This is a genomic window from Sphingomonas sp. (assembly GCF_040398505.1).
Classification (GTDB): Bacteria; Pseudomonadota; Alphaproteobacteria; order Sphingomonadales; family Sphingomonadaceae; genus Sphingomonas.
In genome coordinates this window covers 1-8,726 of sequence record NZ_JBBATX010000101.1, presented here as the reverse complement: position 1 = coordinate 8,726, position 8,726 = coordinate 1, and the positions used below count along the sequence as shown (strand labels likewise).

The following is an 8,726-nucleotide window of genomic DNA, read 5'->3' as shown; positions in this document are numbered from 1 at the left end:
TGGCTGGGGCGGCAGGGTTCGAACCTGCGAATGGCGGCATCAAAAGCCGCTGCCTTACCACTTGGCGACGCCCCAACATCCCGGCCGTGCCGGGATCGCGGTGCTTTACGGCGGGGATGCGCGGATGGAAAGGGGGCGACGGCGCTTTTCCACAAGTAATGCGAAGCGACGTCGCGCGCCCGTCAGATCACGCGGTCAAGCCAGCCATGCGGATCGGGCGCGTGGCCGCGTTGAATGTCGATCAGCGCTTGCCGCAAGCGTGCTGTCGTCTGGCCCGGGCCGCCGCTGCCGATCCGGAACTGGCCGTCCTTCAGCTTCATCGTGCCGATCGGGGTGACGACGGCGGCAGTACCGCACGCGAACGCCTCGCGCAGGTGCCCGCTTTCCGCATCGGCGCGGCATTGGTCGATCGCATAGGGTTCCTCGCGCACGACAAGCCCCATGTCGCGGGCGAGCGTGAGCAGCGAATCGCGCGTGATGCCGGGCAAGATCGTGCCGGTCAGCGCCGGAGTGGCGATGCTGCCGTCGTCGAACACGAAGAAGATGTTCATGCCGCCCAGTTCCTCGATCCAGCGGCGCTCGACCGCGTCGAGGAACAGCACTTGATCGCACCCCTGCCGCGTCGCCTCGGCTTGCGCGATCAGGCTTGAGGCGTAGTTACCGCCGCATTTGGCCGCACCAGTGCCGCCGGGCGCGGCGCGGGTATAGTCCTGCGACACCCACAGGGTGACGGCGGGGGCATCGCCCTTGAAATAGGCGCCGACCGAGGAGGCGATCACCGCATAGAGATATTCGGTCGAGGGTTTGACGCCGAGGAACACTTCGCTGGCGATCATGAAGGGACGCAGATACAGCGCGCCGCCGTCGATATCGGGGATCCAGTCGGCCTCTTGCCGGACAATCGCGCGGACAGATTCGACGAACAGATCATCGGGCAAGGGCACCATCGCCATCCGCGTGGCCGAGCTGCGGAAGCGCGCGGCATTCGCGTGCGGACGGAACAACGCCGCGCCGCCATCGGGCAAGCGATACGCCTTCAGCCCTTCGAAAATCTCCTGCGCATAATGCAGCACCGCGGAGGCGGCATCCATCTGAAACGGTGCGCGCTTGACGACCTTTGCATCGTGCCAGCCGTGCGCCTCATTGTAGCGGATCGTCGCCATATGATCGGTGAAGACGCGCCCGAAACCGGGGTTGGCGAGCAGGCCCGCGCGTTCGTTGACGGCGAGCGGCGTCGCGCTCGGCTCCACCACGAAGACGGGCGCGGCATCGGCGGCGATGGCCGGATCGGAAGCGAGGGACATGTTCTGCAGCATAGATGCGACATTCTGTTACAAATTTTAGGGTTGATGGGGTGTACGGGAGGCGTCAAACGCGGTCAACAATGGCCACTTCAATCGCTTCCGCTTCACCGCTCTTCCTCCGCGAAACCGAAATCCGGCGCGGCATGGAGTTACTGTATTTCGCACAAAGCACGCTCGCGCGATCAACCGAGGCGCGGCTGGCGGCAATGGGACTGGGCCGGGCGCATCACCGCGCGATGTACTTCATCGCGCGGCATCCGGATTTGACGGTCAGCGCGCTGCTCGGCTTGCTTGGCATCACCAAACAATCGCTCGGTCGCGTGCTCAACGAATTGGGCGATCGCGCGCTGGTCGAGACGCGCATTGGCGAACGCGACCGGCGGCAGCGCTTGCTGCGTTTGTCCGACGCAGGGGCGGCGCTGGAGTATGAATTGTTCGAAACCGTGCGGCAGCATTGGGCAACCGCCTATGCGCGCGCCGGGCAAAGCGCGGTCAGCGGCTTCTGGTCGGTGCTGGAGGGGATGATCGGCGACGCCGACCTCGCGCGGCTCTCGGGGTTGCGCGATTAATTCCGCGCGGCGGCGGCCATCTCGGCGTTGCGCCGGGTGGCGGCGGCGATCGTTTCGGTGAGCAGCGCTGTCAGCGCACCGTCGGCGTCCAGCACGTCGAGACCCTTGCGGGTCGATCCACCGGGGCTTGCCACGCGCTCGGCCAATGCGCCCGGGCCGACATCAGCGGCGGAGGCCAGCAGCCCTGCCCCCTCAACCGTGGCGAGCGCGAGACGCTGCGCCTGATCCGCGGGCAGCCCCTGCGCGACCCCAGCTGCCGCCAGCGCATCGATAAAACGATAGAGGAATGCCGGCCCGCTGCCGGCGAGCGCGGTGACCGCGTCGAACTGCGCGGGCGCGACCCACTCGACGAGCCCGAGCGGGGCCATCAGCGCGGCGACGGCATTGCGCATCGCGGGATCATCGCGCGATGTATCGAGCGCGACCACGCCCTTGCCGATGCCGACCGGGAGATTGGGCATGGCGCGGATCACCGCACCGGCGCAAAAGCGGCGTGCGAGCGCGATCTCCTCGACGCCAGCGAGGATCGACACCAGCAGCGGCACATCGGCCAGGCGATCGGCGAAACGCGCGGCCACCTCATCGAGCTGCTGCGGCTTCATCGCCAAGATGACGGCATCGGGGAACGCAGCATCCGGCAGGTCGCGCGCTTGCCGCACGCCCTCGGGCAAAGGCCGGTCGCCACGATTGACGACATCGACCGCATTGGCCGCCAGCGTCCCGCTCGCGATCCATTGCCGCAGCATCGCGCCGCCCATATTGCCGCAGCCGATCATCCAGACGCGCGCGATGCGCGTCGGCACCGTGGTCACGCTTCGCCCTGCGTCTCGGTCATCGCGGCGGCGAGCGCTTCCTTGGGAGTCTTGCCGCCCCACAACACAAACTGGAAGACCGGGTAAAAGCGCTCGCATTCGTCGATCGCGCTTTCGACCAGCAATTCGGCCGCGCCGAGCGACATCGTGCCGCCGCCCGAATCGGTCGGGCTCTCGATCATCGCGGCGTGGCGATAGAGCAGGATCCCGCTCGACGACCATAATTCGAAATGGCCGACCCACAATTGTTCGTTGATCAGCCCGATCGCTTCATAAATCGCGACGCGCCGGTCGTCGGCGACGCGGATATCCGGGAAAGCAAGGAACTGGATGACGCTGTCTTCCTCACGCCACAGCGCGCGCAGTTCATATTGCGTCCAGCTGCCCTTGACCTTGGCGATGACCTCATCGTCCTGACGCTCATGTTCCCAGCCATGCGCCGCGAAATAGCTTTCGAGCATGTCGATGGGCGCTGCGTCATCGCGATCATAATCGGCTTCGTCGAGCATCATTGCCTGCCTCCACGGACCGTGCTGCCCCGCAGGGTGGCGCGAAGTCGACGACGAGACAAGGATCGGGTGGGCAACCCTGTAGAGAAAGCTGTGGACAAAATCGCGCTCAGCCTTCGGCTTTCGGCTTTTTGGCCGTTTTCGCCTCCAGCGCGTCGAGCCGCGCGCGCAGCGCATCGGCATCGTCGCGCGCCGCCGCCGCCATCGCTTTCACCGCGTCAAATTCATCACGGCTGACGAAATCGAGCCCGCCAATCCATTCCTTCGCGCGCGCGCGCGCGCCCGCCTCGGCCTCGCGCCCGACGCCGGCCAGCGTCCCCGCCGCGCCGTTCATGAACTTCACGAGATCGTCGAATATCTTGTTGTCGGCTTGCATGGTCAAAAATCCAGTGCGTTATAACTTGATGATCTGGGAAGTGGAGGAGGATGGCGCAAGGGTTTCCGCGCCGGGGTTCAAATCCATGATCTGGTAGTTGAGATAGCCGGCAAAGAGCAACCAGGCGAGATACGGCACCAGCAACACCGCCGCGACAACGCGGATTCGCGCAAAGAGCAGCGTCATCGCGCACGTCAGTACGAACATGACGGCGACAATGCCGAGTGCCCAGGTGACTTGATGCATCCCGAAAAAAACCGGCGACCATGTCAGGTTCACCGCCAATTGCACCCCGAACAGCGCGATCGCCGGGCCGCGCAACCGCGATCCGCGCGCGTGGATGATCATGGCAAGCGACAGACCGAGCAAGATATAGATCGCGGTCCAGGCCGCCGGGAATGCCCAATCAGGCGGCGTGATATCGGGCTTGATGATTGCTGCGTACCACAGGTTTTCAGGCCCCGACGGCGCAAGCCGCGCCGCGGTGAAGCCAAGCAGCAGCACGAACGGAACGGTCACCACCGCCCAACGGAGAAACGACAGCCGCAATTGCTGTTTCGATGCAACTTCTCTCAAGCGTTACGTCCTCCCCCGAATCCGCGAATGCCGCACTGCACTATAGAGGAGGACGCGCGACGATATACGGATATTTTCACGCGCCCGCCGGGGCACCGTCCCGCGTTGCGGCGATCAGGAATTCGATATTGCCTTCGGGGCCGGTGATCGGGCTTTCGACCAGCGTGGCGACGCGCCACCCCTGGCCCACGACCCAGGCCGAAACCTCGTCGCAGACGCGCATGTGGATCGCGGGATCGCGCACCACCCCGCCCTTCCCCACTTCGCTGCGTCCCGCTTCGAATTGCGGCTTGATCAGGGCGAGCAAGCGTGCGGCGGGTTTGGCGAAGGTCAGCGGGCGCTCGAGCACCTTGGCAAGCCCGATGAAGCTCGCGTCGCATACGATCAGGTCAACCGGCTCGGGGATATGCGCGGCGGTCAGGATGCGGGCGCTGGTCTGTTCGAGCACGACCACGCGATCATCCTGCCGCAGTTTCCACGCGAGCTGGTTGGTGCCGCTATCGACCGCATAGACCCGCGCCGCGCCACGCTGGAGCAGCACGTCGGTAAACCCGCCGGTCGAGGAACCGACGTCGATCGCGACCACGCCGGTGACATCCCACCCGGTCGCATCGAGCCCGTGCGCGAGCTTGATCCCGCCGCGCGACACCCAGGGATGATCGCGCCCGCGCACATCGAGCGCGACATCGTCGGCGATCGTCTGCCCCGGCTTGTCGATCTTGCGCGTGCCGACGAACACCAGTCCGGCCATGATCAGCGCCTGCGCGCGCGTGCGACTTTCAACGAGACCGCGATCGACGAGCAATTGGTCAACCCGGATCTTGGTCATGCACGTCTTTCTCTGGCCTGGGGGCGGGCGGCAGCCACGCATCGCCCCAGGCCTTAATCGCTTCATAGGTGGGGCCAAGCGCGCGCCCGGCGTCGGTCAGCCGGTACGCCGCGCGCTTCCCCGTCGGCGGCACGCGTTCGAACACCCCCGCCGCCACGAGAATCCCGAGCCGCGAGGTCAGCGCGGCGCGCGAAATATCGAGCCGGCCGAGGAAATGTTCGAAATGCTCCACCCCGAGGAACGCCTCGCGCAGGATCAGCATCGCCCAGCGATCGCCGAGCACGCGCGACGCGCGCCCGATTGGGCAGGGTGCGCGCGAGGGAGTGTACGCCTTCATCCATGCTCTCCTATCAAGCTTGCGCCGCATCGCCAAAACCGCAATAGTCTACTTTGCAGACTTTATGGAGAATCGCGATGGCATCCGGGTTCGAACAGCGTTTTGCCGACAATGATGCGGCGGTCGCCTATATGAGGAAAGTCGCGGTGGGACAGTCGGGCTTCTCGCGCTTTCTCGGGGTCGAGCTGATCACGTGCTGGGACGGCAAATCCGAACTGCTGCTGCACATCCGCCCCGACATGACGCAGCATCACGGCTTTGCGCACGGCGCGATCGTCGGGCTGATGGCCGACAATGCCTGCGCCTGGGCGGCGAGCACGGTTGCGGGCGATGTCGTGACGGGGGCGTACAGCATCAACTTCCTCGCGCCCGCGCGCGGCACCCGGTTGCGCGCGATCGGCAGCGTCGTGAAGGCGGGCAAGCGCCAGGTGATCGTCCGCGCCGATGTCTGGTCCGAAAGCGCCGAGTCGCCGCCAGTGCTGACCGCTGTGGCACAGGCAACCGTCATCCCGGTCGGATGATAAAGCGTCCGATCCGGCCTCATTTGCGACCAAAGGATGCGCGCGTTTCGGATCATCGCACGCCGCCGTCCGCTCGCCGCAAGGCTATTGTCTATCAATTAGGTGGGAATACCTTTGCAGATGGGAGGCGTGGTCGCGCGGCGTCCCCCTAGAGCACGGGCGGCCACGTCTCCTCCATCCCCATCCCGGGGGCTTTGGGAGCGAATCGATGCGTAGCTTTTCGCGTTTCGACCCCGTTCAACCGACCATTTTGACCGTGCCGGGCTTCGGCGGCTCGGGCCTTGCGGTCGCTTAGGGCGGTCATTTCGTCGATGCCGGACCGCAAGGGCAAGCCGCTGTCCCCCGGCGATGCGCGCTCGATCCTCGCGATCAGCGCCACCGATGCGGCGCAGGCGCATTATTGGCCGGGTTAGTGGGCCCTATTTAACACCGTATCCCGTTCGGCCGGAGCCTGTCGAAGGGCTGCGTGCCACACGTCGGGCAATCCTTGTTGCCCACAGCCCTTCGACAGGCTCAGCACGAACGGGATGCGTTGCGAGATGTGAAGCGCGAGCGACGCTAGTCGAAAAACAAATAGGCCGGGTCGAAATCGGCGAAGGCGCGCAGGCCGTTCCAATCGAGGATTTCGACTTCGCCGTGCCGGAACGCGACCAGGCCCTGTTCGCGCAACTGGCGCAGCATGCGGTTGGCGTGGACCGCCGTCAGCCCGGTCGCGTCCGACAGATCGACTTGCGTCAACGGCAGCGCGAAGCTGCGGTCGGGGGCCATCCCGATCCGCTCCAGCCGAACATACATTTCGCAAAAAAGATGCGCGAGCCGGACAACCGCACTGCGCGCGCCGACCGAGACGATCCATTCGCGATTGATCGCGGCATCGATCAGCTTCGATCGCCACAACAATTCGGTGAGCGTCGGCGATTGCGCGGTTAGCGTACGAATCGCGCTGTGCGGAAACAGCGCGACCTTCACATCGGTCAAGGCCGCAACCGAATGTTCGAGCCGTTTCAGCGGATAGGAGTGCAAATCGACAAAATCACCGGGAATATGGATCGCGAGGATCTGGCGCCGTCCCTCGGGCGTGTCGCGATAGCGCTCGACAAACCCTTCGAGCAGCAAGGTGCATTGCGTGAGCGGAACCTGCTGCCGAACCATGATTTGCTTGGCGGTGAACGTCGCGGTGCGCGCAGCGGCGGATTCGAGCGCCGCCACTTCCTCGCCATCCAGAATGGGGGTGCGATGCGTCTTCAGAAACAGGCTGGTGTACATCAGTATTCCCTCATCGAAACATGCGCATCGGCATATCGATCTGTCCAGTGGGCGACCGAAATGTCGAGAATGCAGCATGCTATGCCGATGTTCGCAGCTGCCGAACATGGCATTGTCGTGCGTGACGGGCCCGACGGTCTGGCCACCTCGCTGACGCCCGATGCAGCGCGGAAATCGGCGCACCATAGTGCGACTGCTGCAGAGATCACGGAGGAGGAACCCGACGCGGAATCGCCTTCGCGTTCATCATGACACGAAGCGGCGCGTTAACCGGGGGCGGTGTACGTCGGATGCTATGCCCTTCCGCAAACTCTTCCTCAGCCGCTGGTCCGCCTTGCTCTGGGCCGCGGGGATCCTGTGGACGGCCGAGGACACGGTCGGGTTCGGACCGCGCGCGGCGACATCCCATCAGGTCGCCGTCACGAACGACACCGACGCGACCGGGGTGGCGGTCAACAGCGCCGATCTCGCACTGCTCGCCAACGTCATGCAGGGTGACTGACCCCGACGAACAGAAACGCCGCCGCCCCGACCAGGCACAGAAACGCGCCGAGGTGGCGCCAGCCGAGCGGCTCGCCCAACACCGTCACCATGAACACGCCGAACACGACCAGCGTGATCACTTCCTGCGTGACCTTGAGCTGCCCACCGCTCCAGCCGGCGGCGAATCCGATCCGGTTGGCCGGGACGGCGAGGCAATATTCGAACAGCGCGATGCCCCAGCTGATCAGGATCACCACGAACAGCGGCTTCGACATGCCGCCCTTCAAATGCCAGTACCACGCCGTTGTCATGAAGCAGTTGGAGGCGATCAGCAGCAGGATCGTCGGCATATGGAATTCCCGTGAAACGCCGACCCTAGCCTCTCGGTGCAGCTTTCAGCATGATAGTACGGATATGCCAGCGGCGTTGTTCCGCGCTCGCACCATCGACATCGGTGCGGTGCAGCGTCACGCTGCCAATCTGATAGACCGGCGCCTTACTCTGCTTCATTCGGGCATAAATCTGCACAGGCACCGTCACGTTGCGCTGCCCCGCCCCGGCATCGATCGCGCTCGGCCCGCCGATATTGGCGTGATATTCGCTGTAGCGCGCAAAATCGGCGGCAAAGGCATCGGCGGTCTTTGGACCAACCACGGTGCCGTCGCGCAACGCGAAGGCTTCACGATATTTGCGCTCGCCGATCAGCGCATAATAGCTCTGAACGACATTGGCAGCCGCTTGCGCGCTGTCAGGGGCGAAGCGGGCTTCGGACAATGGGGTTCGATCATCGGGTAAGCCGCCTGGCGTGCCCGGTGGCGGTGGAGCGAGCGGGGCGGGCACCTTGACCGCGACGGGCGCCGCGGTGTTTGGCGCGTCGGTCTCGGCGATCACGACCGGCGCGCTTTCCCTGGCACTGGCACCATAGGCATCGACCGCGCCTTGCGCCTGCAACGCGGCCGCAGTGATATCGACGTTGATATTAGTATCGTCGACAGCAGGCGCACACGCCGCTGCGAACAACACGGACAAGAACAAAAGCTGGGTACGCGGCATAAAAGCTACTCGCCGGAAAAAGAACGCCTGGGGCGATGGAATTCCTTAACGATGCGCCACGCCGCCCGTTCCGTACAATCGACCCGGTCCC

At 64.7% G+C, this 8,726-nt stretch carries 13 protein-coding genes and 1 tRNA gene; 3 read left to right on the top strand and 11 right to left on the bottom strand.

The window, feature by feature from the left end; all coding sequences use genetic code 11:
* Window positions 1-75: transfer RNA gene (locus ABWP09_RS11740), tRNA-Gln, on the bottom strand.
* 107 nt (window positions 76-182) lie between these two features.
* Window positions 183-1,316 carry a branched-chain amino acid aminotransferase gene (locus ABWP09_RS11735; RefSeq protein ID WP_353205317.1) on the bottom strand — a complete coding sequence of 378 codons (1,134 nt, stop codon included), beginning with the start codon at window positions 1,314-1,316 and terminating at the stop codon, window positions 183-185.
* A gap of 68 nt (window positions 1,317-1,384) precedes the next feature.
* Between ABWP09_RS11735 and ABWP09_RS11730 the strand changes: the two genes are divergently transcribed.
* Window positions 1,385-1,873, top strand: a complete 489-nt coding sequence (locus tag ABWP09_RS11730; RefSeq protein ID WP_353205316.1) for a MarR family winged helix-turn-helix transcriptional regulator — start codon at window positions 1,385-1,387, stop codon at window positions 1,871-1,873.
* Here ABWP09_RS11730 and proC read toward each other — a convergent pair.
* From proC to ABWP09_RS11700, 6 genes are all read right to left on the bottom strand, one after another.
* Window positions 1,870-2,649 carry a pyrroline-5-carboxylate reductase gene (proC, locus tag ABWP09_RS11725; RefSeq protein ID WP_353205319.1) on the bottom strand — a complete coding sequence of 260 codons (780 nt, stop codon included), beginning with the start codon at window positions 2,647-2,649 and terminating at the stop codon, window positions 1,870-1,872. The two genes, ABWP09_RS11730 and proC, sit on opposite strands and share 4 nt — an antisense overlap.
* A gap of 32 nt (window positions 2,650-2,681) precedes the next feature.
* Entirely contained in the window at window positions 2,682-3,197 is a 516-nt protein-coding gene (locus tag ABWP09_RS11720) for a type III secretion system chaperone family protein (protein ID WP_353205315.1), read from the bottom strand.
* A gap of 106 nt (window positions 3,198-3,303) precedes the next feature.
* The gene (locus tag ABWP09_RS11715; RefSeq protein ID WP_353205314.1) at window positions 3,304-3,570 is read right to left on the bottom strand and encodes an accessory factor UbiK family protein; all 267 of its coding nucleotides are present in this window, start codon (window positions 3,568-3,570) and stop codon (window positions 3,304-3,306) included.
* 18 nt (window positions 3,571-3,588) lie between these two features.
* Window positions 3,589-4,146 (bottom strand): TspO/MBR family protein, encoded by a 558-nt coding sequence (locus ABWP09_RS11710; RefSeq protein ID WP_353205313.1) that lies wholly within the window; start codon window positions 4,144-4,146, stop codon window positions 3,589-3,591.
* Window positions 4,147-4,222: 76 nt separating this feature from the next.
* Entirely contained in the window at window positions 4,223-4,975 is a 753-nt protein-coding gene (locus ABWP09_RS11705) for a TlyA family RNA methyltransferase (protein ID WP_353205312.1), read from the bottom strand.
* Complete coding sequence (locus ABWP09_RS11700; RefSeq protein WP_353205311.1) at window positions 4,956-5,312, bottom strand: winged helix-turn-helix transcriptional regulator; 357 nt, start codon at window positions 5,310-5,312, stop codon at window positions 4,956-4,958. Before ABWP09_RS11700 ends, ABWP09_RS11705 begins: the two co-directional genes overlap by 20 nt.
* Before the next feature lie 77 nt (window positions 5,313-5,389).
* Between ABWP09_RS11700 and ABWP09_RS11695 the strand changes: the two genes are divergently transcribed.
* Entirely contained in the window at window positions 5,390-5,833 is a 444-nt protein-coding gene (locus ABWP09_RS11695; protein WP_353205310.1) for a PaaI family thioesterase, read from the top strand.
* A gap of 558 nt (window positions 5,834-6,391) precedes the next feature.
* Here ABWP09_RS11695 and ABWP09_RS11690 read toward each other — a convergent pair.
* Window positions 6,392-7,099, bottom strand: coding sequence for a Crp/Fnr family transcriptional regulator (locus ABWP09_RS11690; RefSeq protein ID WP_353205309.1), 708 nt, complete (start codon window positions 7,097-7,099; stop codon window positions 6,392-6,394).
* Between the two features lie 295 nt (window positions 7,100-7,394).
* Between ABWP09_RS11690 and ABWP09_RS11685 the strand changes: the two genes are divergently transcribed.
* The gene (locus ABWP09_RS11685; RefSeq protein WP_353205308.1) at window positions 7,395-7,601 is read left to right on the top strand and encodes a hypothetical protein; all 207 of its coding nucleotides are present in this window, start codon (window positions 7,395-7,397) and stop codon (window positions 7,599-7,601) included.
* Here the strand turns inward: ABWP09_RS11685 and ABWP09_RS11680 are convergent.
* Window positions 7,585-7,932 (bottom strand): DMT family protein, encoded by a 348-nt coding sequence (locus ABWP09_RS11680; RefSeq protein WP_353205307.1) that lies wholly within the window; start codon window positions 7,930-7,932, stop codon window positions 7,585-7,587. The two genes, ABWP09_RS11685 and ABWP09_RS11680, sit on opposite strands and share 17 nt — an antisense overlap.
* 25 nt (window positions 7,933-7,957) lie before the next feature.
* Window positions 7,958-8,605 carry a hypothetical protein gene (locus ABWP09_RS11675; RefSeq protein ID WP_353205318.1) on the bottom strand — a complete coding sequence of 216 codons (648 nt, stop codon included), beginning with the start codon at window positions 8,603-8,605 and terminating at the stop codon, window positions 7,958-7,960.
* Window positions 8,606-8,726 lie beyond the last annotated feature (121 nt).

Excerpts from the sequence above, each read along its gene's own strand:
- ABWP09_RS11690 (WP_353205309.1), bottom strand. The coding sequence starts at position 7,099 with ATGTACACCAGCCTGTTTCTGAAGACGCATCGCACCCCCATTCTGGAT.
- ABWP09_RS11705 (WP_353205312.1), bottom strand. The coding sequence starts at position 4,975 with ATGACCAAGATCCGGGTTGACCAATTGCTCGTCGATCGCGGTCTCGTT.
- ABWP09_RS11735 (WP_353205317.1), bottom strand. The coding sequence starts at position 1,316 with ATGCTGCAGAACATGTCCCTCGCTTCCGATCCGGCCATCGCCGCCGAT.
- proC (WP_353205319.1), bottom strand. The coding sequence starts at position 2,649 with ATGATCGGCTGCGGCAATATGGGCGGCGCGATGCTGCGGCAATGGATC.
- ABWP09_RS11695 (WP_353205310.1), top strand. The coding sequence starts at position 5,390 with ATGGCATCCGGGTTCGAACAGCGTTTTGCCGACAATGATGCGGCGGTC.
- ABWP09_RS11685 (WP_353205308.1), top strand. The coding sequence starts at position 7,395 with ATGCCCTTCCGCAAACTCTTCCTCAGCCGCTGGTCCGCCTTGCTCTGG.
- ABWP09_RS11700 (WP_353205311.1), bottom strand. The coding sequence starts at position 5,312 with ATGAAGGCGTACACTCCCTCGCGCGCACCCTGCCCAATCGGGCGCGCG.
- ABWP09_RS11730 (WP_353205316.1), top strand. The coding sequence starts at position 1,385 with ATGGCCACTTCAATCGCTTCCGCTTCACCGCTCTTCCTCCGCGAAACC.
- ABWP09_RS11715 (WP_353205314.1), bottom strand. The coding sequence starts at position 3,570 with ATGCAAGCCGACAACAAGATATTCGACGATCTCGTGAAGTTCATGAAC.
- ABWP09_RS11720 (WP_353205315.1), bottom strand. The coding sequence starts at position 3,197 with ATGATGCTCGACGAAGCCGATTATGATCGCGATGACGCAGCGCCCATC.
- ABWP09_RS11680 (WP_353205307.1), bottom strand. The coding sequence starts at position 7,932 with ATGCCGACGATCCTGCTGCTGATCGCCTCCAACTGCTTCATGACAACG.